This is a genomic window from Nocardia asteroides (genome assembly GCA_019930625.1).
GTDB classification, from domain to species: Bacteria; Actinomycetota; Actinomycetes; order Mycobacteriales; family Mycobacteriaceae; genus Nocardia; species Nocardia sputi.
The window spans coordinates 4113479-4139997 of sequence record CP082844.1 but is presented as its reverse complement, the minus strand read 5'-3'; the positions used below and the strand labels follow the sequence as shown (position 1 = coordinate 4139997).

At 69.3% G+C, this 26519-nt stretch carries 22 protein-coding genes; 13 read left to right on the top strand and 9 right to left on the bottom strand.

The features are described from left to right. The first annotated feature begins 63 nt into the window (after positions 1-63). Positions 64-810 carry a helix-turn-helix transcriptional regulator gene (locus K8O92_19070; protein UAK35811.1) on the top strand — a complete coding sequence of 249 codons (747 nt, stop codon included), beginning with the start codon at positions 64-66 and terminating at the stop codon, positions 808-810. Here the strand turns inward: K8O92_19070 and K8O92_19065 are convergent, their stop codons facing one another. After that, positions 811-1551 carry an SDR family oxidoreductase gene (locus K8O92_19065; protein ID UAK30059.1) on the bottom strand — a complete coding sequence of 247 codons (741 nt, stop codon included), beginning with the start codon at positions 1549-1551 and terminating at the stop codon, positions 811-813. A 106-nt stretch (positions 1552-1657) separates the two neighbouring features. On the opposite strand from K8O92_19065, the gene K8O92_19060 reads away from it, so the two are divergent. After that, positions 1658-2251, top strand: a complete 594-nt coding sequence (locus K8O92_19060; GenBank protein UAK30058.1) for a TetR/AcrR family transcriptional regulator — start codon at positions 1658-1660, stop codon at positions 2249-2251. Positions 2252-2260: 9 nt separating this feature from the next. Here K8O92_19060 and K8O92_19055 read toward each other — a convergent pair whose 3' ends face one another. Beyond that, on the bottom strand, positions 2261-3973 hold the full coding sequence (locus K8O92_19055) for a DEAD/DEAH box helicase (protein ID UAK35810.1): 1713 nt from the start codon (positions 3971-3973) through the stop codon (positions 2261-2263). 231 nt (positions 3974-4204) lie between these two features. Between K8O92_19055 and K8O92_19050 the strand changes: the two genes are divergently transcribed. Further along, complete coding sequence (locus tag K8O92_19050; GenBank protein ID UAK30057.1) at positions 4205-5359, top strand: YihY/virulence factor BrkB family protein; 1155 nt, start codon at positions 4205-4207, stop codon at positions 5357-5359. 7 nt (positions 5360-5366) lie between these two features. On the opposite strand, the gene K8O92_19045 is transcribed toward K8O92_19050, so the two are convergent. Continuing rightward, entirely contained in the window at positions 5367-5603 is a 237-nt protein-coding gene (locus K8O92_19045; GenBank protein ID UAK30056.1) for a DUF3039 domain-containing protein, read from the bottom strand. A gap of 127 nt (positions 5604-5730) precedes the next feature. On the opposite strand from K8O92_19045, the gene K8O92_19040 reads away from it, so the two are divergent. Then, complete coding sequence (locus tag K8O92_19040) at positions 5731-6150, top strand: DUF3099 domain-containing protein (GenBank protein UAK30055.1); 420 nt, start codon at positions 5731-5733, stop codon at positions 6148-6150. Positions 6151-6303: 153 nt separating this feature from the next. On the opposite strand, the gene K8O92_19035 is transcribed toward K8O92_19040, so the two are convergent. Further along, positions 6304-7617 carry an MFS transporter gene (locus tag K8O92_19035; protein ID UAK30054.1) on the bottom strand — a complete coding sequence of 438 codons (1314 nt, stop codon included), beginning with the start codon at positions 7615-7617 and terminating at the stop codon, positions 6304-6306. A gap of 185 nt (positions 7618-7802) precedes the next feature. On the opposite strand from K8O92_19035, the gene K8O92_19030 reads away from it, so the two are divergent. The 3 genes from K8O92_19030 (at position 7803) to K8O92_19020 (ending at position 11362) form a co-directional block, all read left to right on the top strand. Next, a complete protein-coding gene (locus K8O92_19030; GenBank protein ID UAK30053.1) occupies positions 7803-8546 on the top strand; it encodes a VOC family protein in 744 nt (247 codons plus the stop codon). Positions 8547-8700: 154 nt separating this feature from the next. Next, positions 8701-10200 carry a methyltransferase gene (locus K8O92_19025; protein ID UAK35809.1) on the top strand — a complete coding sequence of 500 codons (1500 nt, stop codon included), beginning with the start codon at positions 8701-8703 and terminating at the stop codon, positions 10198-10200. Positions 10201-10393: 193 nt separating this feature from the next. Next, positions 10394-11362: a sigma-70 family RNA polymerase sigma factor gene (locus K8O92_19020; protein ID UAK30052.1), complete on the top strand. Its 969-nt coding sequence runs from the start codon at positions 10394-10396 to the stop codon at positions 11360-11362. 255 nt (positions 11363-11617) lie between these two features. Here K8O92_19020 and K8O92_19015 read toward each other — a convergent pair whose 3' ends face one another. The 3 genes from K8O92_19015 to K8O92_19005 form a co-directional block, all read right to left on the bottom strand. Then, positions 11618-11758: a DUF4333 domain-containing protein gene (locus K8O92_19015; protein UAK35808.1), complete on the bottom strand. Its 141-nt coding sequence runs from the start codon at positions 11756-11758 to the stop codon at positions 11618-11620. A gap of 170 nt (positions 11759-11928) precedes the next feature. Then, positions 11929-14601, bottom strand: coding sequence for a GNAT family N-acetyltransferase (locus K8O92_19010; protein UAK30051.1), 2673 nt, complete (start codon positions 14599-14601; stop codon positions 11929-11931). Then, positions 14594-15865: an acetoin utilization protein AcuC gene (locus K8O92_19005; GenBank protein UAK30050.1), complete on the bottom strand. Its 1272-nt coding sequence runs from the start codon at positions 15863-15865 to the stop codon at positions 14594-14596. The genes K8O92_19010 and K8O92_19005 overlap by 8 nt, the downstream gene beginning before the upstream one ends. A 209-nt stretch (positions 15866-16074) precedes the next feature. On the opposite strand from K8O92_19005, the gene K8O92_19000 reads away from it, so the two are divergent. Further along, a complete protein-coding gene (locus tag K8O92_19000) occupies positions 16075-16761 on the top strand; it encodes a FeoA domain-containing protein (GenBank protein ID UAK30049.1) in 687 nt (228 codons plus the stop codon). 3 nt (positions 16762-16764) lie between these two features. Continuing rightward, positions 16765-17745, top strand: coding sequence for a UDP-glucose 4-epimerase GalE (gene galE, locus K8O92_18995; protein ID UAK30048.1), 981 nt, complete (start codon positions 16765-16767; stop codon positions 17743-17745). Positions 17746-17942: 197 nt separating this feature from the next. Here the strand turns inward: galE and K8O92_18990 are convergent, their stop codons facing one another. Together K8O92_18990 and K8O92_18985 are read right to left on the bottom strand one after the other, a co-directional pair. Then, complete coding sequence (locus tag K8O92_18990) at positions 17943-19304, bottom strand: DUF4192 domain-containing protein (GenBank protein ID UAK30047.1); 1362 nt, start codon at positions 19302-19304, stop codon at positions 17943-17945. A 157-nt stretch (positions 19305-19461) separates the two neighbouring features. Beyond that, the gene (locus tag K8O92_18985) at positions 19462-20175 is read right to left on the bottom strand and encodes a sensor domain-containing protein (protein ID UAK30046.1); all 714 of its coding nucleotides are present in this window, start codon (positions 20173-20175) and stop codon (positions 19462-19464) included. 278 nt (positions 20176-20453) lie between these two features. Here K8O92_18985 and K8O92_18980 point away from each other — a divergent pair, with 278 nt between their 5' ends. The 4 genes from K8O92_18980 (at position 20454) to speD (ending at position 26454) form a co-directional block, all read left to right on the top strand. Next, positions 20454-21398, top strand: coding sequence for a PAC2 family protein (locus K8O92_18980; GenBank protein UAK30045.1), 945 nt, complete (start codon positions 20454-20456; stop codon positions 21396-21398). 68 nt (positions 21399-21466) lie between these two features. Continuing rightward, entirely contained in the window at positions 21467-23965 is a 2499-nt protein-coding gene (locus K8O92_18975; protein ID UAK30044.1) for a DUF3516 domain-containing protein, read from the top strand. Positions 23966-24127: 162 nt separating this feature from the next. Next, a complete protein-coding gene (locus K8O92_18970; protein UAK30043.1) occupies positions 24128-25243 on the top strand; it encodes a type III PLP-dependent enzyme in 1116 nt (371 codons plus the stop codon). Between the two features lie 8 nt (positions 25244-25251). Beyond that, positions 25252-26454: an adenosylmethionine decarboxylase gene (gene speD, locus K8O92_18965; protein UAK30042.1), complete on the top strand. Its 1203-nt coding sequence runs from the start codon at positions 25252-25254 to the stop codon at positions 26452-26454. Positions 26455-26519: the final 65 nt, after the last annotated feature.

Sequence of the window (26519 nt, the reverse complement as noted above, 5' to 3'; positions counted from 1 at the left end):
GGAACGGATCGCACCCGGCACGACAGGCTACGGTGACATATCGTGTCGCGAAACGGCCATACCATGATCCACCCCGTCCCGCCCGGCGCGACCGCCATGGTGTTCGGCGCCGGAGTGCTTCCCGCGGGGCACTGGTTCGAGTTGCACGAACATCCGCAACACCAGATCGCCTGGGCCGCCCGCGGAGTCCTGGCGGTCGAAGTGGGCGACAGCCGCTGGGTGTTGCCGCCGACCAGGGCACTGTGGATCCCCGCGGGCATCGCGCATCGCACCGGCACCTCCGACGGCGCGGCCATGCGGGGCATCTTCCTGGATCCCGGACGCTGTCCGATCGCCTTCGGCGCGCCGACCATGTTGCGCGTGACCCGACTCCTGCACGAACTGTTCGACCTGCTCACCACGGCCCACACCACCCGGGAGCGGCGGGCGCGCGCCGAGGCGGTGGTGTTCGACCTCCTCGAGCCCGTCGAGGTGATCCCGATCGGCGCGCATCGGCCCACCGACCCCCGGGCGCGGCAGGTGGCGGACGCGCTCGCCGCCGATCCGGCCGATCCGCGCACGCTCGCCGAGTTCGCCGCGCACGTCGCCGCCAGCCCGCGCACGCTGGCCCGGTTGTTCGTGGCGGAGACCGGCCTCGGCTTCGGCCAGTGGCGCACGCAGATCCGGCTGGCCGCTTCCCTGCCGCTGCTCGCGGCCGGGCTGCCGATCGCCCGGATCGCGGGCCGGGTCGGCTACGCGACGCCGAGCGCTTACGTCGCGGCGTTCCGGCGGGCGGTGGGGGTCTCGCCGGGGCGGTACTTCGCCGGGTGATCAGGCGTTGGTGCCGCTGTCCACGGTGAGGAACGCGCCGGTGACGCTGCGGCCGGACGGTCCGGCCAGATAGGCCACCGCGTCCGCGACATCGTCGGCGACGCCGAAACGGCCCAGCGCGGTCAGGTCGCGCTGTTGCTGCGCGTGCGCGCCGTCCTGCGGGTTCATATCGGTGTCGGTGGAGCCGGGCTGCACGAGGTTCACCGTGATCGCACGCGGGCCCAGTTCGCGCGCCAGCGCCTTGGTGAACCCGTTGAGAGCGGACTTGCTGAGGTTGTAGAGCGACAGACCGGCGAACGGGGCGTGATCGGTCAGGTTGGTGCCGATGCTGATGATCCGCCCGCCGTCGGTCATGTATCCGACCGCGGCCTGCGCGGCGACGAACGCGGCACGTGCGTGCACGCCGAGCGCGTTGTCGATCTCCGCGACGGTGAATTCCTCGAACGGCTTCGAGGGAAAGATCCCCGCGTTGTTCACCAGGATGTCCAGCCCGCCGAGTTCGGACGCGGCGCGGTCCACCGCTGCGCGCACCGCCGTGGCGTCGGCACTGTCGGCTTGGATCGCGAGGGCTCGGCGTCCGAGTGCCTCGACCTCACCGACCACCGTCTTCGCCTGCCCCTCGGCGTGCTGATAGGTCAGTGCCACGTCCGCCCCCGCCGCGGCGAGGCGGCGCGCGATGGCCGCCCCTATTCCGCGGCTACCGCCGGTGACCAGCGCGACCTTGCCCGTGAGGTCCGACATCGGTACTCCTCCACATTTTGTGTCGATCAATACATAAATAGCCAAGCGCATCGGCAGCACCGGTGTCAAGAGGTATATTTAACGATCGACACAGAAAGGTTTTGCCATGGCCGAACGGGGACGACCGCGGGCCTTCGACCGAGCCGAGGCGTTGCGTCGCGCCATGGAGGTGTTCTGGGAGCACGGCTACGAGGGCGCCTCGATGAGTGATCTGACCGCCGCGATGGGGATCAACTCCCCCAGCCTGTACGCCGCGTTCGGCGACAAGGAGGCGCTGTTCCGCGCGGCCGTCGAGCTCTACGGACGTACCGACGGCGGTTACACCGATCGCGCGCTGCGCGAAGAGCCGACCGCGCGGGCGAGTATCGAGGCGATGCTGCGGGACAACGCGGCGGCCTACACCGAGGAGAACAAGCCGCACGGCTGCATGGTCGTGCTCGCGGGTTCCACCTACACCACGCGCAACACGAGCATCCGCGACTTCCTGATCGAGAAGCGCCGCGAGACGACCGAAGACATCCGGCGGCGGCTCGATCGCGGCATCGCCGAGGGCGATCTACCGGAAGGCACCGACACCGCGGCGCTGGCCGCGTTCTACACCACGGTTCTCTACGGCCTGTCCATCCAGGCACGCGACGGCGCGGCGCTCACGGAACTCACCGCCTCCATCGATTGCGCCATGGCCGTTTGGCCCGCCTGATCACCCGGGCTACTTGCGGCGCAGCGCGGCGATGCGCTCACCGAGCTGCTCGGCGGAAGCCAGCGCCGTCGGCGGGCCCCCGCATTCGCGGCGCAGCTCGCCGTGGATCACGCCGTGTGGTTTTCCGGTGCGGTGGTGGTGCATCGCCACCAGGCTGTTGAGTTCGCGCCGCAGTTCACCGAGCCGATCGGCCGTGGCGACGCGCTCCGCGGCGCTGGCGACCTGCGGACCGGAATCGGAGACGGGCGCGGACACACTCCGCTCGGCGACCTGTTTGGCCTGCCGCTCGCGCAACAGCGCGCGCATCTGTTCGGCGTCGAGCAGCCCGGGAATGCCCAGATAGTCGGCCTCCTCGTCGCTGCCCGCGAAGGTCGCGGTGCCGAAGGAGGACCCGTCGTAGATCACCTGGTCGAGCTCGGCGTCGGCGGCCAGCGCGACGAAGGACTTCTCCTGCTCGCCCGGCTCGTCCTGCTGCTTGTTCGCGTCGATCAGCAGTTCGTCGTCGAGGCCGTTCTTCTCCCGGTGCGGCTTGCCGATGACGTGGTCGCGCTGCAATTCCAGCTGCGCGGCCAGATCCAGCAGCACCGGCACCGAGGGCAGGAACACGGTCGCGGTCTCGCCCGGCCTGCGGGCACGCACGAACCGCCCGATCGCCTGTGCGAAATACAACGGCGTGGAGGCGCTGGTCGCGTACACCCCGACGGCCAGGCGCGGCACGTCGACGCCCTCGGACACCATGCGGACGGCGACCATCCAGGGCTGGGTGCCGTTGCCGAATTCGGCGATGCGGTTGGAGGAGGCCGGGTCGTCGGAGAGCACCAGCGCGGGCTTCTCGCCCGAGATGTGTTCCAGCAACTCCGCGTAGTCGCGGGCGCGGTCCTGGTCGGTGGCGATCACCAGGCCGCCCGCGTCGGGCATGCCGGAGGCGCGCTTCTGGCGCAGCCGGATGTCTGCGGCACGCAGCACGGCGGAGATCCAGTCGCCCGCCGGGTCCAGCGCGGTGCGCCAGGCCCGTGCGGTCTGCTCGGCGTTCAACGGCTCACCCAGACGCGCGGAATATTCCTCGCCCGCGCTGTCGCGCCAGTGCGCCTCGCCGGAGTACGCCAGGAAGACCACCGGGCGCACCACGCCGTCGGCGAGGGCCTCGGCGTAGCCGTAGGTGTGGTCGGCGCGGGACTTCGGGAAACCCGACTCGTCGGGCTCGTAGACGACGAACGGAATCTGGCTGTCGTCACTGCGGAACGGGGTACCGGTCAGCGCGAGGCGGCGGGTGGCGTCGCCGAACGCCTCGGCGGTCGCGTCGCCCCAGCTCTTGGCGTCTCCCGCGTGGTGGATCTCGTCGAGGACGACGAGCGTCCTGCGGTTTTCGGTGCGCACCCGGTGACGTGAGGGATGTGCCGCGACCTGTGCGTAGGTGACCACCACACCGTGGTAGTCACCCGAGGTGCCGCCGGTGGAGTTGGAGAAGCGTGAGTCGAGCGCGATCCCGGCCCGCGCGGCGGACTGCGCCCACTGGTGCTTGAGATGTTCGGTGGGTGCGACCACGGTGACCTGATCCACAGTGCGGTCGGCCAGCAGTTCCGCGGCCACGCGCAGCGCGAAGGTGGTCTTTCCCGCCCCGGGAGTGGCCACGGCGAGGAAGTCCCGCGGTTTGGTGGCCAGATATTTCGTCAGCGCGCGTCGCTGCCAGGCGCGTAGCGAGCCGCCGACAGCGACACTCACCGCTTTCGAATCGCCCGGCGTCTCCGCTTCTCCCGCCACAGCGGCGCCACCCGACCCAGTCACGCAGACGACCCTAGCGGCCCGGCACGGCGTGTCGCCAAACCGACGCGGTGTGCGCGATGGGCGTCACACGGCCACCGGCCAGGACGCTGGGAGTTCATCCCGTGCGCACCGACACGTCGCATCCGCACCGCGATGCCGATCGCCGAAGTGCGCGATGCTGTAACCACGATGACCGATCACCGTGCCCTCGGGGGCGATCCGCCGCGGACCGACGCACCGTCGACCCGCGTCGCCGTCGTGCGTCCCCGGTCCTGGGCCGACCGTGCGGGCGCGCGGACAGCGGCGGTGGGCAGGCGGACCGGCACGCTGATCGTCCGGGTGGCGCAGAAGGCCTGGACCGATTCCATCTTCGCCAAGTCGGCCGCCGCGGCCTTCTGGCAGACGCTCTCGTTGGCTCCGCTGTTGCTCGGTGTTCTCGGCAGCCTCGGTTATGTCGGCGGATGGTTCGGCCCGGACACGGTGCAGATCGTCGAGTCCAAGATCATCGCATTCAGCCAGGATCTGTTCAGCGCGAGCGTGGTGTCGGACCTCATCGAGCCCACGGTGCGGGACGTGCTCGGGCGCGGGCGCGGCGCGGTGGTGTCGGTGGGCTTCGTGCTCTCGCTGTGGGCCGGATCGTCGGCGATGGCCACCTTCGTCGACGCGATCGTCGAGGCCCACGACCAGCAAGACGCCCGGCACCCGGTGTGGCAGCGCATCTTCGCGCTGTTGCTGTACGTGCTGTTCCTGGTGGCGGCGGTGTTCATCCTGCCGCTGGTGGCGCTGGGGCCGACGCTGATCGGGCGGGTGCTGCCCTCGCCTTGGCGCGCGACCGGCCTGCAACTGTTGGATTTCTTCTACTACCCGGGCGTCGGCCTGCTGCTGATCATCGGGCTCACCACCCTGTACAAGCTGGCGCTGCACACCTCACTGCCGTGGCACCGGCTATTCGGCGGGGCACTGGTGGCGGGGGTCTTCTTCATGGCGGCCAGCGATGTGCTGCGCCGCTATCTGTCCTGGGTGACCCGCACCGGCGTCACCTACGGTGCGCTGGCGACGCCGATCGCGTTCCTGCTGTTCACGTTCTTCCTGGGCTTCGCGGTGATTCTGGGCGCGGAGTTCAACGCGGCGGTGCAGGAGTTCTGGCCCGCCCGCGCGACGCGCATGGAGCAGGTGAAGGAGTGGATCGCCAATCAGGTTCGCCGAGACAGCGGCGCCGAGGAGGACGCAGCGAAGCAGAACGAGGCCGCGCAGAACGAGGCCGCGCGCCCGACCGACGCCGGGCCCGACGGTTCGCAGGCCGTGTTCGACCTACGAGGAGCACGGTCCTCGTCCGGCGAGTAGAGCCGTCTCATTCGCCCTTGCGTAGGCCGTCGTAGACCTTCTTGCACTCCGGGCACACCGGAGAGCCGGGCTTGGCCGAGCGGGTCACCGGAAAGATCTCTCCGCACAGCGCGACCACGTGGGTGCCCATCACGGCGCTCTCGGCGATCTTGTCCTTCTTCACGTAGTGGAAGAACTTCGGGGTGTCGTCGCCCGTCGTCTCGTCGGTCGTCGTATCCGGGCGAACCATGGTGTCGGTGCTCACGCATTCCATGATGCCGCATCCTGCGAGCCCGGGCCGACCGCGGTGCCGCGTCGAAGCGACCACGATTCCGGAGCGGAAGCCGACGGCGGCATGTGCGCGAACGGAGCGCGAGTGGAAGACTCGGGGTATGCAGCAGAACGGCGATTCCCCATCCGCCGACGGCCGCGACCGCGAAGAGCACCCCCACGTGACGATGCCGACGCAGCCCCGCCGTTCCCCCGGATATTTCCCAGGCAGTGACGACAAGCACCCCGTGCTGATCACCGAGGCGGCGCCTTCCTTGGAGGACCAGCACCGGGCTCGGGTGCGCCGGTACACGATCATCATGGCCTTCCGCATCCCGTGCCTGGTTCTCGCGGCGGTCGCTTACAGCGCCTTCGGCAACCCGCTGCTGTCCATCCTGATCATCGTCGCGTCCATCCCGCTGCCCTGGATCGCCGTGCTGATCGCCAACGATCGCCCGCCCCGCCGCAAGGACGAACCCAGCCGCTGGGACCGTCCGCGCACGGCCATCGAGTCCCGTTCACACAACGCCATCGACAGCTGAGAATCCACACCGGCGCGCAGCCCTATCCGTGCAGCGCGCCGGGCGCTGATGACGGCGCACGATTTCCGCCGCAGCGCGGGTGCGGCACGACCTTGGCCGAACGGTCTGCGCGAAGCATGTCAGCGGGCCGACCACGGTCTTCGGAGAAGGACGTCAACGCGAGCCGGGCGTCGTCCCGGCGACGGCCGGTGCGCGGCGGATCACCGCCGACATCACGGCCGCGGCGCCGCACAGACCGCCCGCCAGGTACCAGGCGAGGTCGTAACTGCCGTGGAGGTCACGCACGAGACCCGCGCCGGTGGCCGCCACCGCCGAGCCGATCTGGTGCGCGGCGAACACCCAGCCGAACGCGACCGGACCGTCGGCGCCGAACAGTTCGCGGCACAGCACGACCGTCGGCGGCACCGTGGCCACCCAGTCCAGGCCGTAGAAGACGATGAACACCCACAGGCTCGGCTGGGTGTCGGGGCCCAGCAGCGCGGGCAGGATCAGCAGCGACAGGCCGCGCAGCGTGTAGTAGCCGATCAGCAGGTAGCGCGGGTCGACCCGGTCGGTCAGCCAGCCGGAGGCGATGGTGCCTGCCACGTCGAAGACGCCGACCCCGGCCAGCAGGCTCGCCGCGGTGGTCAGCGGCATGCCGTGATCGTGGGCCGCGCTCACGAAATGGGTGCCGACCAGCCCGTTGGTCGAGGCGCCGCAGACGGCGAATCCGCCCGCCAGCAACCAGAATCCCGGACGGCGCGCGATCGAACCGAGCACGGTCAGCGCACGCGACGCGCCACCGGTCGCAGGTGACCGCACGCCCGCCGTGCTGTCCGGCTCGGCGCCGTAGGCCCGCACGCCCACGTCACTGGGATAGTCCCGGATGAACAACAGCACCAGCGGCGCCACGGCCAGCGCCGCGCCCGCGACGATCAGGGACGGCACCCGCCACCCGTGTGCCTGCGCCAGTGCCGACACCAGCGGCAGGAAGATCAACTGCCCGGTCGCGCCCGCGGCGGTGAGCACGCCGGTGACCAGACCACGCTGCCGCACGAACCATCGGCCGGTGATCGTGGCGACGAACGGCATCGACATCGACCCCACGCCGACGCCGACCAGCAGACCCCAGGTCAGCACCAGGTGCCACGGCCGGGACATGAACACCGTCAGCCCACTGCCCGCGGCGACCAGCAGCAGCGCGCAGACCACCACCCTGCGGATGCCGAAGCGATCCATCAGCGCCGCGGCGAACGGCGAAATGAGCCCGTAGAGCAGGAGATTCAGTGAAACGGCCGCCCCGATGGTGCCGTGCGACCAGCCGAACTCCTCGTGCAGCGGAGCCATCAGCACGCTGGGCACCGACCGGAAGGCGGCCGCGCCCAGGAGCGTGACGAAGCCGACGCCCGCGACCAGCCACGCGGGGTGCAAGCGACGGCGCGGCGCGGGATGGAGGGGAACCGGGATCGGTGTCTGCAGTTCGGTCACGCGCCGAGCCTGCCGGAACTATGCTCACGCAACGAGTGGCTCGAATGCCACATATCATCAAATTCGTGCCATCCCTGGCGGTCCCGGTATCTTCTCGACAGAGCGGGCACGCGTACCTAGGGTCGCATAAGCCTCGCGCACCACGATCACCTCGGTTTGTCGCGTGCGAAAAGACAGGAGTGAACATGATTCGGTGGATCTGGGTCTTCCTGGATCGCCCGACGCAGCGTTTCGACGACTGCGCCAAGTTCTGGTCCACGGTCACCGGCACCGAGCTCTCCCCTCGGCGCGGTGCGAACGACGAATTCCTCACCTTGTTGCCCGACCCCGCGCTGTTCGCCGCGGCGAGCGTCAAGATGCAGGCGGTGACCGGGCTCGGCGGAGTGCACCTCGACCTGGACGTCGACGACATCCCCTCCGCCGTCCGCGCCGCGCTCGGCCTCGGCGCGGAGCTGGTGGCCAACCACCCCGACTACGCGGTGCTGCGCTCCCCCGGCGGCCAAGTGTTCTGCCTGACCCCCAGCGGCCGTGCCAAGAGCACGCCCGCGCCTGCCGTTCGAGGTCCGGACGGCACGCTGTCGCGCCTGGATCAGGTCTGCCTCGATATCGGTCCCGCCGACCACGAGGTGGAGACCCGGTTCTGGACGTTGCTGACCGGCTGGACGTTCGAGCCCGGCAGGCGGCCGGAATTCGCCAGACTGCGCTCCGAGGAACACCAGTTGCCCGTGCAGCTGCTGCTGCAGCGCCTCGGCGAGAACCGCACGACCAGCGCGCACGTCGATCTGGCCGCGAGCGACATCGAAGCCACCGCCGCCTGGCACACCTCGCTCGGCGCGACCGTCGTGCAACGCCACGAGCACTGGATAGTCCTGACCGATCCGGGTGACGCGCTCTACTGCGTCACCGGCCGCGATCCCAACGGAGTGTGACCACTCTCCCGCACGCGCTGGTGGCGGCGGCGAAGGCGGCTCGTCACGAGAACGCCGGAACGGTCCCCGGGTGGAGAAACCGTGACGCAGTGGGCGCCCGGTCTGTGCCGGGTGGGCGCGGTGGCAGAGTACCGATGTGCCTGAAAACCGATCGATGACCACCGGTTCGCTGCTCACCGCGCTGTGCCCGGACCTGCGCACCGCACTGACCCGGGTGGGCTACGACGCCGACACCCTGCTCGAGGTGCTCGGCGACGCGCATGCCGCGCTGGGCCGGTCCGAGCCGGTACCGGTGCGCCGCGCGGCACGCTCGGCCGGCGAATTGGGCACGCTTATTCGTCTCCTGCTGCTCGGTGACGCACTTCCCGAGCGGGAGGTGGCCGCGGCCCTCGCGCCGGTGCGGATCGACCGCGCGGTCGCCGCGGGCCTGCTGGACCGTGACGGCGACCAGCTGCGCGCCGCGCTGGACCTACGCCCGCTCGACGCGGGCTCGGGCACCCGGTGGATCCTGTCCGACCTCGATGATTCGATGCATCGGCGCACCTTGACCGAGGACCACGTCCTCGGCGTCGGCCACGCTTCCCTCTCGCTGCTGCGCGCCACACCCACCCGCCCGGTGGGCACGGTGCTCGACCTCGGCACCGGGTGCGGCGTGCAGTCGGTGCACGCCGCCTCCTACGCGCGGCGCGTCACCGCCACCGATGTCAACGCCCGCGCGTTGTGGCTGGCCGAGGCCACCGCGGCGCTCAACGACCTGGATATCGAACTGGTGGAGGGCTCCTGGTTCGAACCGGTGCGGGGCAGGCGCTTCGACCAGGTGGTGGCCAATCCGCCGTTCGTGGTGGGCCCCGCGCGCGTCGAGCACACCTATCGCGATTCCGGCCTCGCACTCGACGGCGCAAGCGAATTGGTGATTTCGCAAGCCTCCGGCCTGCTCGCACCCGGCGGCACCGCCGCGATGCTCGCCGCATGGGTTCATGTCGAGAACGAGGACTGGCGCGGGCGCGTCTCGTCCTGGTTGCCCGCCCACGGCGTGGACGCCTGGGTGGTCCAACGTGATGTCGCCGACCCCGCGCTGTATGTGGGCACGTGGTTGCGAGACGCCGGGCTGGATCCCCGCGATCCGGCCGCGCAGGCCCGCGCGGACCGCTGGCTGGACGCCTTCGAGGCGGCCGACGTCGAGGGCATCGGGTTCGGGTTCGTGTATCTGCGCGCGATCGACGGGCCGACCGAACTGCTCGCCGAGGATCTCACCCACGGCTTCGACGATCCGCTCGGCGACGAGGCAATCCGGTATTTCGAGCGCTCGGCCTGGCTGCGGGCCGTCGCCGGTGACGAAAACCTCGCTTGGTCTTCCCGTTTCGTCGTGGATCCGGCCACCGCGCTGGAGCGGGTCTATCTGCCGGGCGCCGACGGGTGGGCGCCGGAGGTGGCGCGGCTGCATCGCGGCGACGGACCTCGCTGGCAGCACGAAGTGGATCCGGCCACAGTCTCGCTGCTGGCGGGAATGCGCGCCGACGGCCTGCCGTTGTACGACTTGATCGAACTGCTGGCGCTCGCCCACGGAGACGAGGAGGTGAGCGCCCAGTTCGCGGCCGACGCGTTGTCCGTGGTCACCGGATTGGTACGACACGGTCTCATCAAGCCCGTGTAACCGCACGGCAGCCGCGCCCGGTCGGTGCAGGTCCTGGCCGGGGAACGTCCCGCGCTGCGGTGCTTCTCAGGAACTTCTCAGCCGAGAGAGGCGAAAACCGCTGTTCAGAGCGGTTTATGCCAGCCGTAACGGGGAACTTTCTTCCTGTCGGGTCCGTTTATCGGAGTGAGACACCACCGACAGGAGGCAAGTCATGACAAGCCCCGCCACCACTCGTGTGCGCACCAGCGATTCGGACCTCGACGCTCAGAGCCCTGCCGCCGACCTGGTACGCGTGTACCTGAACGGGATCGGCCGCACCGCGCTGCTCACAGCTGCCGACGAGGTCGAGCTGGCCAAGCGCATCGAGGCGGGCCTCTACGCGCAGCACCTGCTGGAAACCGGCAAGCGATTGTCGGCCACCCGCAAGCGTGATCTCGCGATCATCGTGCGCGACGGTCAGGCCGCCCGGTCTCATCTGCTCGAAGCCAACCTGCGCCTTGTTGTCTCGCTCGCCAAGCGGTACACCGGCCGCGGCATGCCGCTGCTGGACCTCATCCAAGAGGGCAACCTCGGTTTGATCCGGGCCATGGAGAAGTTCGACTACGCCAAGGGCTTCAAGTTCTCCACCTACGCCACCTGGTGGATCCGGCAGGCCATCACCCGCGGCATGGCCGATCAGAGCCGCACCATCCGGCTGCCCGTCCACCTCGTCGAGCAGGTGAACAAGCTGGCCAGGATCAAGCGCGAACTGCACCAGCAGCTGGGCCGGGAGGCCACCGACGAGGAACTGGCCACCGAATCCGGCATCCCGGTCGACAAGATCTCCGATCTGCTCGACCACAGCCGCGACCCGGTGAGCCTGGACATGCCGGTCGGCAACGACGAAGAGGCTCCGCTGGGCGATTTCATCGAGGATTCCGAGGCCACCTCGGCCGAGTCCGCGGTCATCGCCGGTCTGTTGCACCACGACGTGCGTAGTGTCCTGGCCACCCTCGACGAGCGCGAGCAGCAGGTCATCCGGCTGCGCTTCGGCCTCGACGACGGTCAGCCGCGCACCTTGGACCAGATCGGCAAACTCTTCGGCCTGTCCCGCGAGCGGGTGCGCCAGATAGAGCGTGAAGTCATGTCGAAGCTGCGCAAGGGTGAGCGGGCCGACCGGCTCCGCGCCTACGCCAGCTGATCGTCCTCCGGCGCCGGCTGCTTCCAGAGAGTTCCGGCGTTCGGCTCGGTGCCCCTTCCGCCGGGGTCACCTTCCCGCGCCGACCGGTGACCGCGCGTACCCGTCCCCCTCCGGGTGACGCGCGAGCCGGTCGGCGGTGTCGTACTCCCCCGTTTGCGCCCTCGTTGGGCGACTCGGCCCTGATTCACCGCGATGTCGTCCTTGACGGACGGTGTCGTCTTCGACCGAGGGCCTCGACCGAGGGCACCGTCGGCGTCACGCCCAGCATGTCCCGCCCGCTGTCAGCGTGCAGCGCGTGGTCGTGCCCTTTTTGCCGGTGTCACCGCGGGGGCAATCGATCGCGTCGGGCTCCTGGCCGACCTTCTCGGTGAGCGAATCCTCGACCGACTTCCCCAAGTCGGCTTGCTGGACTTTCGGAGTACCGACGCTGACGGAACACGCGGTTCACACCGCCACGAGCAGCGACAACAGGGCAAGGCTGCGGGTCCGGTCCGTGACGTGTGCGAGCCGTCCGCTCAGCCGCGCCAGTCCCGCCCCGCCTGCCCGGCACACCCGCTGGTGACGGCTCAGCCCAGCCGGCGCGGCCCGGTGTCGAAACGACTCGGCTCCGGGCCGATACGGCCGCGCGCGTAGAGGATCTCCGCCGATGTGGGCGAAGCCAGCACCGGATCGAAGGACAACTCTCGCATCTCCGGCAGATCGTCGAACAAAGCCGAAATACGCTGTGCCAGTTCGGCGAGGGCTGCCTTGTCCACGCGGGGGCTCGCCGGGGTACCCGACAGCAAAGGCGCGGCCCGCGGTGCGTCGATCAGCGCCATCGCCTCGTCGGCGGTCAGCGGCAGCGCCCGATAGGCGCGGTCGCCGAGCAACTCGATGATCAGACCGGACAACCCGAATTCGATGACCGAGCCGAACGACGGGTCGTCCTGCACCCGCAGGATGCAGCCGACGCCCTTGGTGGCCATCTTCTGGATGTGCAGCACCGGATCACCGCACAACTCCGCCAGATCCGCGTAACCTTGCCGCACCGCCTCCGGCCGCCACAGATCGAGCCGTACACCGGTGAGATCCGGTCTGCGCCGCCACAGTTCGCCCGTCGCCTTGGCCGCCACCGGATAGCCGAGTTCTTCCGCGGCAGCGACCGCCTCCTCCGCGGTGCGCACCTCGCGGAACTCCACGACCGAAATGCCGTAGCACGCGAGCAGTTCCACCGTTTCCAGATCGGTGAGCCTGCGACCGCCCGACCCGGCCATCCAGTCCGCCACCAGTTGACGGGCGCGGTCGGTGTCGATGCCCGGCGGCCGTACCACCGGCGACACGGGCCTTGTCCGCCATTCGGCGTATCGCCGGACCCGGGCCAGGGCTCGCGCGGCGCGTTCCGGATCGGGATACGACGGGATCGACCCGTGCACCGCTGTCGCGCCCGGCCCGCGCACCGCGAGCAGGTTCGGGATGCCTTGCTCGGCGACGAACGTGGTGAGAATCGGCTTCTGGGCATCGGGCACGGCGGCAGCCGCCGCCCTGATCGCGTCGGCGAAGCCCGCCGTCGGCAGGGGCACCGGCGGTGCGAACACGACGATCACGGCGTCCGTCTCGTCGGAGCGCAGGGCAGCGACCAGTGCGTCCAAATACGCGCCCGGAGTCGCCTGTGGGCCCAAGTTGACTGGATCTCCCACCTCGAGGCCCTCGCCTCGCGCCGCGTCGAGAGCCAGCCAATTGAGAGCGGTGCTGTTACCGACGACCGCCAAGCGTGAGCCGCGGGGCAATGGCTGGTAGCCCAGCAGAGCGGCACAGTCGAACAGTTCGGAGATCGAATCGACTTGGACGATGCCCGCCTGGGCGAACAGATCGCGCACGATCGAGCGGTCCATGTCTCCCGCGGGCTGGGCGACCGAGCGGCCGCTGCTCACCGCCACGATCGGTTTGGTACGGGCCACCCGCCGCGCGATCCGGGAGAACTTGCGGGGATTGCCGAAGCTTTCCAGATACAGCAGGACCACATCGGTGTCCGGGTCGCTGTCCCAGTACTGCAGCAGGTCGTTGCCGGAGACGTCGGCGCGGTTACCAGCGGACACGAACGTCGACAAGCCGAGATTGCGAGCCGCCGCCTCGCCGAGGATGGCCGCGCCCAGGGGCCCGGACTGACAGAAGAACCCGATTCGCCCGCGACCGGGCAACACCGTGGCGAGAGTCGCGTTCAAGGCGACCGCCGGGTCGGTATTCGCGATGCCGAGCGCACTCGGCCCGACCACGCGCATCCCGTGCCCACGAGCGGCGGCCACGAGTTCGCGTTCGGCCGCCAGGCCGTCCGCGCCGGTCTCACCGAAACCCGCGGTCAACACCACGAGACCTTTGACGCCCTTGGCCATGCAGTCGTCGAGTACCGACCCGATCGCCGTCGGCGGCACCGCCACCACCGCCAGGTCGACCTCGTCCGGAATCTCCCGGACCGTCGCATACGCCCGTACCCCGCGCACCGATCTACGGTTCGGGTTCACCGGGAACACCGGTCCCTGGAACAGGCCGGAGAGCAGATTCGACAGCACCGCACCGCCGACCCGCCCCGTGGCAGGGGTGGCGCCGATCACCGCGACCGAGCGCGGAGCGAGCAGATTGCCCACACTGCGCGCCTCCGACGCGCGTTCGCGCGAATCACGCACCGACAGCAACGCTTCGGTGGGATCGATGGCGAATTCGAGGTGGAGAACCGATCCGTCGCGGCTGCGTTCGACCTGATAACCCGCGTCGCGGAAGACGGTCACCATCACCGTGTTCTCCGCGAGCACCTCGGCGACGAAGGTCTCGATCTTGTTCTCGGCGGCGGCGCCGGCCAGGTGCTCGAGCAGGATCGAGCCGAGCCCACGTCCTTGATGTCCGTCGGCCACCACGAACGCGACCTCCGCCGCACGCGGTCCGTTCCGTTCCAGTAGTTCGTAGCGGCCCACCGCGACGATCGCCTCCCCCAGTTCCAGCACCAGTCCGACCCGGTCGTGATAGTCGACGTGTGTGGTGCGATACAGGTCCCTGGGCGAGATCCGCGGGTACGGCCCGAAATATCGCAGGTACCTGGTGCGATCGGAGAGCGCGCTGTGGAACTCCTGCAGCCGGTCGGAGTCGTCGGGTGTGATCGGGCGCAGTCGTACGACACCTCCGTCGGAGGCCAGCACGTCGGCGAACCAGTGCTGTGGCGGCAGGGGCGGGGTCGCGGGAGCGTCCGGGGTATCGAGAAAGTCAGTCACGAGGGTCCTCCGGGTCGAGACCTAGCAACCCGAAAGTCGCTCGGCGGGTGGCCAGGACGGCCAGGTCGACGGCACGTTGGGCGCGATCTATCCGCACGTCACCGGTCTCACCGGTACCGCCGGGGCCGTCCCACGGACGGTAGGCGGTGTCACCGCCGTCGCCCATGGTGCGCGGCGGGTCCGCACGCGGCGCCGCCGCGCGGATCGTGTCGATCCAATCCTGCGGAATCGGCGCAGCGGGGTCGACGGTGCGGTCCAGGGCGGTGGCCAGCAGATGCGTCCACGCCCGCGGCACCACCCTGATCAGGCCGTATCCGCCGCCGCCGACGGCGAGCCAGCGTCCTTCGGCATATCGGTCGGCGAGGTCGCGCATGGCGCGGAAAGCCGCCCGCTGACCGTCGACGGTGAGTTCCAGATCCGCCAACGGGTCTTCGCGATGGGTGTCCACGCCGCACTGGCTGACCACGATCTGCGGGCCGAATGCCGCCACCGCGCCCGGGACCACGGCGTGGAATCCGCGCAGCCACTGCGCATCCCGAGTGCCGGGCAACAGCGGCAGGTTGATCGACGTGCCCTCAGCCGCGCCGACGCCGGTCTCCTCCGGCCAGCCGGTGTTGGGCCACAAGGTGGCCGGATGCTGATGCAGCGAGATGGTCAGCACCCGAGGGTCGGCGTAGAAGGCGCGCTGCACGCCGTCACCGTGGTGCACGTCCACATCGATGTAGGCGATCCGGTCGAAACCGTGGTCGAGCAGCCAGGAGATGGCCACCGCCGGGTCGTTGTACACGCAGAAGCCCGACGCCGAATCGGGCATGGCGTGGTGCATGCCGCCCCCGATACTCACCGCTCGCTTGGTGCGGCCCTCCGCGATCTCCCTGGCCGCGGCCAGGGTACCGCCCACGATCGTGGACGCGGCCTGGTGCATGCGCGGGAAGACCGGATTGTCCGGGGAGCCGAGGCCGTAGGGCGGGGCGGCAGGCGCGCCCACCGGTGCAACGGCGCGTTCGACCGCGTCGAGGTAGTCGGGCGTATGGATGCGCAGCAGGTCCGGACGCCCGGCGGCGGCGGGTTCGAGCAGCTCGACACCCTCGAGCACCCCCAGACTCTCCGCCAGCGCCATGGTGAACTTCAGGCGTGCCGGTTTCATCGGATGCTCCGGAGTCCAGGTGTAATCCAGGAACCGCTCCGTCCAGACGACGGTTCCGGGCCGGCTCGTCCCGGGCGAAATCGGCGCCTGAGGTTCGCCGCGCGGTGCAGTGGCCATGATCGCAACGCTAGTGGGAAGCAAGCAACCCCGCGAAACGTTGTTATGCAGTACAAATACAAGAAAGTACGTTCACGGCCGTCTGCCGTGCGCCGATCGGGTTCCCGCAATGCCACCGGAGATGTCGTGCGCAGTGTGGTGCGGCACGATACGGCACACGGGAGTGCCGTCGTGCGTGGGTAGAATTCGTGCCGACGAAGGGGTAACAGGTGAAGGATCTGGTCGACACCACGGAGATGTATCTCCGTACCATCTACGACCTCGAGGAGGAGGGCGTGGTGCCCCTGCGCGCCCGGATCGCCGAGCGCCTCGAACAGAGTGGTCCCACCGTGAGCCAGACCGTCGCACGGATGGAACGCGACGGTCTGCTGCTGGTGGCCGGAGACCGTCATCTGGAGCTGACCGAGAAGGGGCGCAGCATGGCCGTCGCGGTCATGCGCAAGCACCGGCTGGCCGAACGGCTGCTCGTCGACATCATCGGCCTCGACTGGCAGAACGTGCACGCGGAGGCTTGTCGCTGGGAGCACGTGATGAGCGAGGACGTCGAGCGCCGCCTGGTAGAGGTGCTCAACCACCCGACCACCTCCCCGTACGGCAACCCCATCCCCGGCTTGGACGAGTTGGGCATCATGCCGCCCGCCCCCGCCGACGAGAAGCTGCTGCGCCTGTCGGACCTGCCGCACGGCCATGTACACGCCGTCGTCGTGCGCAGGCTCGCCGAGCACATCCAGACCGACCCGGAGGTCATCGGCAGGCTGCGCGAGGCGGGCGTGGTGCCCGATGCCCGCGTCACGGTGGAGACTCGGCCGGGTTCGGTCGTCATCACCGTGCCCGGCCACGACGGTTTCGAACTGCCTGACGAGATGGCGCACGCCGTCCAGGTGAAGCTGGCCTGACACGTGAAACTTCTCGTCACAGGTGGCGCGGGCTACGTCGGCGGCGTCTGCGCCCAGGTCCTGCTGGAAGCCGGCCACTCGGTAGTCGTGGTCGATGATCTGTCCACCGGAAATGCCGACGGCGTCCCCTCCGAGGCCCGGTTCGTCGAGGGTGACGTAGCGGTCGCCGCGCCCGCACTGCTGGCTGCCGAGCCCTTCGATGGCGTCCTGCATTTCGCGGCGCAGTCGCTGGTCGGCGAATCGGTGCAGCAGCCGGAGAAATACTGGCACGGCAATGTGGTGAAAACGCTCGAGCTGCTGGAGGCGATGCGGCGCGCGGGCACGCGGCGACTGGTCTTCTCCTCCACGGCGGCGGTCTACGGGGAACCGGAGCAGGTGCCCATCCCCGAGGACGCTCCGACCCGCCCGACCAATCCCTACGGCGCGTCGAAGCTGGCCATCGACCATGCCATCACCTCCTACGCGGTCGCGCACGGACTGGCCGCGACCAGCTTGCGGTACTTCAACGTCGCGGGCGCATACGGTGGTCTCGGCGAGAACCGGGTGGTGGAAACGCATCTCATCCCGCTGGTGCTGCAAGTCGCCGCAGGGCATCGCAAGGCGATCTCGGTCTTCGGCACCGATTGGCCGACCCCGGACGGCACCGCGGTCCGCGACTACATCCACATCCGCGACCTCGCCCAAGCCCATCTGCTGGCCTTGGCGACCGCGGAAGCAGGTACCCACCGGATCTACAACCTCGGCAGCGGCGCCGGATTTTCCGTGCGCGAGGTTATTTCGGCCTGCGAGCGCGTCACCGGCCTGCCGATCACGGCGCAGGACGCCCCCCGCCGCCCCGGCGACCCGGCGACCCTGATCGCGTCCAGCGAGCGTGCCGTCGCGGAGCTCGGCTGGCGTCCCGAACACAACGACCTCGACGAGATCGTCAGCGACGCTTGGGGTTTCCTCCAGTCGCTCGGTCCCCGCGCGCACAGCGCGAAGTAACCGGCTGCGGAGTGCCCGGCTCGGCCCCTGACCGACTCGGGCAGCCATGAGCGCGCCACCGCACCGACGCCAGGATCGCCGCGGCGCCGTGTGTCCGGGCGAAGCAGCGTGAATCACGAGGTCGCAGCGATCCGACGGGGCCCAGCTCACCGAACGCCGCACAGCCGATTCGGTAGTGCTGGGCGCCACAGGCGATCTCATGGCTCCGCCGTACCCAGGTCGACCCCGAGCCCCGCAGCGACTCGGTAGCCGCTGTGGGCGAGTCGCCGTAGCTGCTGCGGGCGCATACCCGAACGCAGCGAGGCATCGAGCAGTCTCGCCATCGGATGTCCCGGATCCGCCGCCAGCGCGGCCTCCAGCGCGATGCCCGCCAGCGGTCCGTAGCCGCGGACGTAAGCGCTGTAGCCGAGCAGTGCGGCGGCTTCGGCGCGATCGGGACCGGACAGTACGCGCGTCAGCGCGGCCCACACCGCCTCGGCCGCGTCGGCCTGGTCGCCGACGGCCAAGGCGAACATCGTGTCCCGCACCGCTCGATCGCGCAGGGCGGCAGCGATTCTCGCGAGTTCGGGTGCCGACAACGCGGCGCCGGAGGCGGTGTTGGCGATCTGCCACAACACGTAGTCGAGCGCTTGCCTGCTGTACCCGGCGGGATCACCGCGACGCGCGGCCCCCGCATAGCGCTCCCGCGCGTGAGCGAGCGCGTCGTCCAAGTGGGCGGCCACCTCGGCGTGTGCGAGTGGATCCACCGCGACCAGCTCGCTGATCTCCGAACGCGAACCACGAATCGGCCTGCCGTCCAGCACATGGGTCAGCGCCACCAGGGAGGCGGCCGGATCCCGGAGCACGCCGCGCCGCCGCGGCCCCGCCAACGTCCACCAATGCTGCCCGGCGGTGATGGCGGGCACCGCCCATACCCCGCCGAGCGAGATGTCACACGCCGCCAACCGCCTGCCGAGTGAACCGACCAGCACGTCGAATCGTCCGGCCGCGCAACCGTGCGAGTCGGCGCGACTTTCCGGTTCCACGGCGCTTTCGTCGACGACGACCGCCAGAACCTCGGCCGCCTCGTCGTGCGCGCAGATCCGCGCGACCGCGGCCGCCAGCGTCGCGCCGCGCACGCGCCGGCCACCGGGCGCATCCAGATCGAACCGCGCCACCGCGTCGATGATCGCACCGCCGACCGTCCCGCTTCGCAGAACGAGGACGACCACCGACCGTTCCGGGGTGAATCCCAGCATCGCCGGTACCGCGGCGATCAACTCGCCCGGGTCGTCCACGCGTACAGCGTTATCCGGCGTGGCCGGATATTGCGGAGGATCGTCACGGCATCGGGCATGCCGAGCCCGCTCTTCCGGATGCCACGTACGCGTCCCGCTGATCGTCGTGTGCGAAAACGATCTCTGCGCGACGACGGGAGCGGCTCGCCGTGCGGCCTTGGATGGAACGCCGCAGGTCGACGCGTGCTTACTGCCGGGACCCACCCGGGATGCGTCGTTCTTGTCGGTATGCCCGGCCTCGACAGGTTCAGGGGCGGGAAACGGGTTCGCGGAAGTGGTCATGCTTCGACCATGCGGCTGCGCGGTCGCCCTGCTCGGACGCCGACCTGGTGATTCGGCGAGCCTGTGGAATTCGCCGCTGACTGTGTATCACTCGACTGCCCGGAGTCAGAAATCGCGATCGATGTCGGTGACGCCTGTTACTGTGCGGCCAGGGCCGCTATTTCTCCCGCACTTCGCGCACCGCGGTGGCGAACAGCGCATCCAGTGCCGCGATATCCGGTTCGCTGTCGGCGAACGACATGTAGGTCACCGAAATTCGCACGTCCTCGATCTGCCCGACGTGCGTGCGCATGGACTGGGTCAGCCCGGCGCCTCCCGACTCCGGTCGCACGGTCCTGCGCAGCGAAAGAGCGTCGTCGGCGTCCATCGGCGGTGGCGCAGTGATTTCGGTCGTCACGGTGGTGGCGGCGCCCGCGCGCGTCACCCGCACCGATCCGCACTGTTGCAGTCTGGTGCGCAAGGACGCCAACGGCTCATCGGTGCGGGTCAATTCGACGGTCAGGGTGGCGCGCGTGGCGTCGTCCGTGCCGACCGCCATCGCCGTGCGATCGGGTCCGAAGTCCTGGTGCGGCGGCACGCACCGATCGGGCTCGACGTTCGCGCCGCGGCCGATACCGTCCAGGTCGCCCGCCGCTCGAGCGACGGCCTCCTGCGGCAGCACCACCGCCGTGTACGGCGGGGGGAACTGCCCCGGATCCGGCAGCAGCGTCGGCAGTTCGGCGCTCACATGCCTGGTCACCGTGGTCTGTGTGGTCTGCGCCGACGAGACCGGTCGTCCCGGCACCGTCGACCCGCATCCGGCGAGCAGTACCGCGCAGACGAGGGGCACCACACAGCCCAGCCGGCTGCGCGTCGAATCGGCCACGGTCACACCCCCACTGTGCCAAACTCCGGGTGTCCAGCCAGCGATGCCACGCCGCCGGGCCGGGAATGCGCGGGCTACCGATGCTGTTGCCTGGGAGTACGGGTCGGTGTCCGGCCGTGCGCGGTGACCGTCACCGGCATGGGGGACAATGGACGGTGGTCCCCGGTTCGGACGACTGCTCGTCTCCCCCTGTCACCAGGGGTGGCGAACCATCGAGCAGGCAACCACACTGGCGCGTGAGGTACGTGTCCGGGCCGCAGGAGCCGCGCAGGAAGGAGTACGCGATGGACTACGAGTCGCGAATGTACGAATTGGAGTTCCCCGCTCCGCAGCTGTCGTCCGCCGACGGCGCGGGCCCGGTCCTGGTGCACGGGCTGGAAGGTTTCACCGACGCCGGGCACGCGGTACGGCTGGCGACCACGCACCTGCGCGAGAGCCTCGAAAGCGAGCTGGTCGCCTCGTTCGACGTGGACGAGCTGCTGGATTACCGGTCGCGGCGTCCGCTCATGACGTTCAAGACCGATCATTTCTCCGACTACGCCGAGCCGGAGCTCAACCTCTGGGCGTTGCGCGACACCGCGGGGACCCCGTTCCTGTTGCTCGCAGGTCTGGAACCGGATCTGCGCTGGGAGAAGTTCACCACCGCGGTGCGGCTGCTCGCCGAACAGCTCGGTGTGCGCCGCAGCATCGGCCTGAGCGCCATCCCGATGGCGATTCCGCACACTCGCCCGCTCGGCGTGACCGCGCATTCCTCCGACCGCGACCTCATCTCCGAGCATCAGCGGTGGCCGGGCGAGCTCCAGGTGCCGGGCAGCGCTTCCTCGCTGCTGGAATTCCGCATGGCGCAGCACGGTCACGAGTCGGTCGGTTTCTCGGTGCACGTCCCGCACTATCTGGCGCAGACCGCCTATCCGGAGGCCGCGCAGACGTTGCTGGAGAATGTCGCCGACAACGCGGGCTTGGAGTTCCCGCTGGCCGCCCTCGGCGAGGCCGCCGCACGCGTCCGCGAGCAGGTCAACGAGCACATCGCCGGCAACGTCGAGGTGGAGACCGTCGTGCATGCCCTGGAACGGCAGTACGACAGCTTCGTGACCGCGCAGGAGCGGCAGTCGAGCCTGCTGGTGGGCGACGGCGAGCTGCCCAGCGGTGACGAGCTGGGCGCGGAGTTCGAGCGATTCCTCGCCGAGCAGAGCCGCGCCAAGGGTGACGACGAGAGCGAGCAGGACTGATCGCGCGGCGGTCGGGACCCGATCGCCCCTGCACGCGTGCCCGATAGCGAGGCCGTAGGGTGGTCGGAGTGGATCTGACCGAACTGCTCGACATCCCGGGGACCGACGCCGATGCGCTCTACGAGTCGTTCGGGATGTGGGCCGCCGAGCAGGGCACCCCGCTCTACCCGGCGCAGGACGAGGCGCTGCTCGAGCTGGCTTCCGGATCCAACGTCATCCTCGCCACCCCGACCGGTTCCGGAAAGTCGCTCGTCGCGGTCGGGGCGCATCTGTTCGCCCTCACCCAGGGGCTGCGCACGTACTACACCGCGCCGATCAAGGCGCTGGTGAGCGAGAAATTCTTCGCCCTGTGCGAGGTGTTCGGAGCCGACCGCGTCGGTATGGTCACCGGCGACGCCGCGGTGAATCCGGATGCGCCGATCATCTGCGCTACCGCGGAGATCCTGGCCAATCTGGCGCTGCGCGAGGGCGCGGCCGCCGACGTCGGCCAAGTCGTGATGGACGAATTCCACTTCTACGCCGACCCCGATCGCGGCTGGGCGTGGCAGGTCCCGTTGCTGGAACTGTCGCGCGCCCAGTTCCTGCTCATGTCGGCCACGCTCGGCGAGGTCGACTTCTTCGCACGCGACCTGGAACGCCGCACCGGCCGCTCCACCGCGATCGTCGCGGGCACCGAGCGCCCCGTGCCGCTGAGCTTCTCCTATGCCCGCACTCCGATCACCGAGACTCTCGAGGAGCTGGTCACCACCCACCAGGCTCCGGTGTACGTCGTGCACTTCACCCAGGCCGCCGCGCTCGAGCGCGCGCAGGCGCTGACGAGCGTGAACTTCGCGACGCGGGCCGAGAAGGACGCGATCGCCGCAGCGCTGGGCGAGTTCCGTTTCGCGGCGGGGTTCGGCAAGACCCTGTCCCGGCTGATCCGGCACGGTATCGGCGTGCATCACGCGGGCATGCTGCCGAAGTACCGGCGCTTGGTGGAGCGCCTGGCTCAGGACGGCCTGTTGAAGGTGGTGTGCGGCACCGACACCCTCGGCGTCGGGATCAACGTGCCCATCCGCACGGTGCTGCTGACCGGACTGACCAAGTTCGACGGCGTGCGCACCCGTAGGCTCAAGGCGCGAGAGTTCCATCAGATCGCGGGCCGGGCGGGGCGGGCGGGATACGACACGATGGGCACCGTCGTCGTGCAAGCGCCCGAACACGAGGTGGAGAACACCCGGTTGCTGGCCAAGGCGGGCGACGACCCCAAGAAACAGCGCAAGGTGCAGCGTCGCAAACCGCCGGAGGGTTTCGTCTCCTGGAGCGAGGAGACCTTCGATCGTTTGGTCACCGCGCAACCGGAGCCGATGGTGTCGCGATTCACGGTCACCAACGCCATGCTGCTGAACGTGATCGCCAGGCCGGGCAACTGCTTCACCGCCATGCGCCACCTGCTGGAGGACAACCACGAGCCGCGACCTGCCCAGCGCAGGCACATCCTGCGCGCCATCCGCCTCTATCGCGCACTGCGCGATGCCGGGGTGGTGCAGCAGCTTCCGGAACCGGACGCCCAGGGCCGCCGCGCCCGCTTGACCGTCGATCTGCAGCGCGACTTCGCCCTCGACCAGCCGCTGTCGCCGTTCGCGCTGGCCGCGCTGGAACTGCTGGACAAAGAATCTCCGAGTTATACCCTCGACGTGGTGTCGCTCATCGAATCCACGTTGGAGGATCCGCGTCAACTGCTGATGGCCCAGCAGCACAAGGCGCGCGGCGAGGCCATCGCGGAAATGAAGGCCGACGGCATCGACTACGACGAGCGGATGGAACTGCTCGAAGAGGTGACCTGGCCCAAGCCGCTGGCCGAGCTGATCGAGCCTGCGTACGAGACCTACCGCGCCGGGCACCCGTGGGTGTCGGAGTTCGCGCCCGCGCCGAAGTCGGTGGTGCGCGACATGATCGAGCGCGCCATGACCTTCGCGGAGCTGATCTCCTTCTACGAACTGGCCCGCTCCGAGGGCGTGGTGCTGCGCTACCTCGCCGACGCCTACCGCGCGCTACGGCGCACGGTGCCGGAGTCGGCGCGCACCGAGGAGCTCGACGACATCACCGAATGGCTCGGAGAGCTTGTCCGCCAAGTGGATTCGAGCCTGCTCGACGAGTGGGAGCAACTGACCAACCCGGGTGCGGAGACCGACGCCGATCAGATCGCCTTCGGCGCCGAAACGGTACGTCCGATCTCCGCCAACGAGCGCGCGTTCCGGGTGATGGTCCGCAACGCGATGTTCCGCCGCGTCGAACTCGCCGCGTTGCGGCGCTGGGAGGAGCTGGCCGAGCTCGCTCCGGGCCCGGATTGGGCGCAGGCGTTCGCCGACTATTACGCGGAATACGAGCGGATCGGCACGGGGCCCGACGCCAGGGGTCCGCAGCTGTTCCAGGTGGAACGAAGACCCGGTTTCTGGCAGGTCCGGCAGGTGCTGGACGACCCGGCGGGCGACCACGGCTGGTCGATCGACGCGGTGGTCGACCTCGCCGAGTCCGATGCCGCGGGCGAGGTCGTCTTCGACGACGTCACCGTGTCCGCCGGCTGAGCCCGCATCGGCCATCGGTCCCGCATCCACGCAGGTCAGTAGCTCCGTCGCGCCAGGAGGACGGGGGTGCGCGACCGCGTGGCGAACCCAGGTTTCGACGGATTCGTTTCTGGGTACGGGCCGCTGATACTCTCTCCCCCGCTGCCAAGCGAAAGATCAACTATGCCCGAATCGCCGTACCTTGTCATCCATCCGGAGCGTGTTCGCCAGAATTACCGCGCGCTCGCTGCCGCCCTGTCCGCCGACACGGGCGCGCCGACGAGGATCCGTTTCGCCGTGAAGGCGAGCCCGGTGCCGGAGATCGTGCGCCTGCTCGACGAGGAAGGCGCGGAATTCGACGTGGCCAGCATCGGCGAGATCGACCTGTGCCTCGGGCTGGGTGTGGCGCCGGAGCGCTTGTGCTACGGCAACCCGATCAAGAAAGCCGCCCACATCGCCCTGGCTCATGCCCAAGGGGTGCGTCGCTTCGCGTTCGACACCGAGGACGACCTGCTGCGCATCGCGGAGCACGCACCCGGCTCCGAGGTGGAGTGCCGCTTCCTCGCCTCGGCGCCGGAGTCGCGCACACCGTTCGGCACGAAGTTCGGCTGCACCCCGGGTGAGGCGTTCCGGCTACTGGTCCGGGCGCGGGATCTCGGGCTCGTCGTCGCCGGGCCGTACTTCCACGTCGGCTCCCAGCAACTGGATCCCACCGCGTGGCGGATCGGCATCGAACAGGCGGGGCGGATCGTGGAAGCATTGGCGGACAAAGACATTCAAGTCAGCTGGGTGAACATCGGCGGCGGGCTGCCGATCTCCTACGCCGACCCGGCGCCCGCGCCGACCGAGATCGCCGCCGTGATCAAACACGCGGCGACCGAATTCCTTTCCGGGAGTACCGGATTGGTCGTCGAACCGGGCCGGGCGCTGGTCGGTTCGGCGGGCACGATCCACGCCGAGGTCGTCGGCGTCCGCACCGCGCCGGACGGACGGCGCTGGGTGTATCTCGACATCGGCCGCTACAACGGTATGGCCGAGACCGAGAACGAGTACATCGCCTACCGGTTCGTCACCGACCGGGACGGCGACCCCGTCGACGAGGCGGTGGTGGCCGGTCCGACCTGCGACGGCGACGATGTACTGTATCAACGCACGCGAGTCCTCCTACCGACCACGTTGCGAGCCGGTGATCGCGTTCGAATCCTCGACACCGGTGCCTATACCGCGAGCTATTCGTCGGTGTCATTCAATGGTTTTCCGCCCTTGACCGTTCATGTCTCGGGCGCTGAGCGAGAGTGAGTTTGCCCATGACGGCGGAATTCACCGGTTGGCATGTGCTGGCCGAGTTCGGTGGTGTCGACGCAGCCCTCTGCGACGATCTCGAACGACTCGAATCGGCGTTGCGTGAGTCTCTGATCGCGGCGGGCGTCACCATCTGCGATGTCGTACACAAGAAGTTCGAACCGCAGGGGGTGACCGTCCTCGCGCTGTTGTCGGAGTCCCACGCCTCGATTCACACCTATCCGGAGTCCGGCGACATCTTCGTCGACGTCTTCACCTGCGGCAGCATCGGCGCGGGCGCCTCGAAGGCGGTCGAGCTGCTGCGCGATGCCCTGGCTCCAGAAAACGTCCGCATGCAGGTCATTCGCCGGGGGCACGGCAGCCAGCGGATCGAGGAACCGGTGGGTGCGGGCCTGACCCGCATCTGGGACCTGCACGAGGTGATCGTCGACACCCACACCCCGTTCCAGCACATGGTCATCGCGCGGACCGAGCAGGGCATCAGCCTGTTCTCCGACGACGACCGCCAGTCAACCGAGTTCTCCCAGCTCACCTACCACGAGGCGATGATGGTCCCCGCCTTCGTGCTGGCCCAGAAGCTGGACAGAGTGCTCGTCATCGGCTCCGGGGAGGGCGTGGCCAGTCAGATGTCGGTCGCCGCCGGCGCGACCCACGTCGACCACGTCGACATCGACCAGCTCGAGGTCGAGCTGTGCGCCCGGCACCTGCCCTACGGCTACTCCAGCGACGAGCTGGCCGCCGCGGTCGCAGGTGAGGGACCGATCAGGGTGCACTACGCCGACGGCTGGGACTTCCTGGCCACGGCCGCGCAGGCGGGCACCCGCTACGACGTCATCGTGATCGATCTGCCGGACGAGCGCGTCGAGGACGCGCAGCACAACCGGCTCTACGAGGCGGAGTTCCTGTCCCGATGTCGTGCGCTGCTCGCGCCCGGCGGTGTGCTGAGCGCCCAGGCCGGTTGCGCGACGATGTGGCGCAACGAGACCCTGAAGCGTTCGTGGCAGCGTTTCCACGAGCAGTTCGGCACCGTCGTGCACTACGGCAGCGACGAGCACGAATGGTCGTTCCTGTTCGGCATGGTGGAATCGGTCGACGACCCGGTCGAGAGCATGACCGATCGCCTTGCGCAGCTGCCCTACAAACCCGAGACCATCGACGCGCGGGCGCTGGTGCGCGGCGCGATCGAACCGCACGCACTGCGGGTGTAGAGAGACCGCCGGAAGCGCCGGTTCCGATCGGAACCGGCGCTTCCGGCGTTCGTCACCCCGTCACA